We start from the raw sequence: 592 nt of genomic DNA, 5'->3' as shown, positions 1-592 counted from the left end.
GGACTTGAACGAAAGCTACCTCCGGACCTACACCCGCAACCAGTCCGAACTGATGGCGAAGTCCTTCGCCGACCAGCCTAACGTCATCGTCGACTGGGGCATGCGCTACGGCCAGCCGTCGATCGCCTCGCGCATGGACGCACTGCAGAAGGCCGGCTGTGAACGCATTCTCGTCTTCCCGCTCTATCCGCAATATGCCGCCGCCACCACCGCCACCGTTAATGACAAGGCCTTCGAGGCGCTTCTGAAGATGCGCTGGCAGCCGGCACTGCGCACCGTTCCGCCCTACCACGACGATCCCGTCTACATCGACGCTCTGGCAACCTCGATCGAGCGTCACCTGGCGACGCTCGACTGGGAGCCGGAGGTGGTTCTGACCTCCTTCCACGGCATTCCGAAGAGCTATTTCGACAAGGGCGATCCCTACTACTGCCAGTGCCAGAAGACCGCGCGGCTTTTGCGCGAAAAGCTCGGCTGGTCGAAGGAGAAGCTGCAGGTCACCTTCCAGTCGCGCTTCGGGCCTGAGGAATGGCTGCAGCCCTATACCGACAAGACGGTCGAAAAACTTGCGCAGGACGGTGTCAAGCGCATT

Annotated in this window: 1 protein-coding gene; it reads left to right on the top strand. The window is 61.5% G+C overall.

The annotated features are described in order from the left end of the window. Positions 1-592, top strand: a 592-nt coding sequence (gene hemH / locus IB272_RS34475; RefSeq protein WP_192445895.1) for a ferrochelatase, incomplete at both ends; no start/stop codon positions are given.

Source organism: Ensifer sp. ENS08, from assembly GCF_014852195.1.
GTDB lineage: Bacteria > Pseudomonadota > Alphaproteobacteria > Rhizobiales > Rhizobiaceae > Ensifer > Ensifer adhaerens.
Note: the sequence above shows the minus strand (reverse complement) of the source record. Positions and strands in the feature narration are given on the sequence as shown.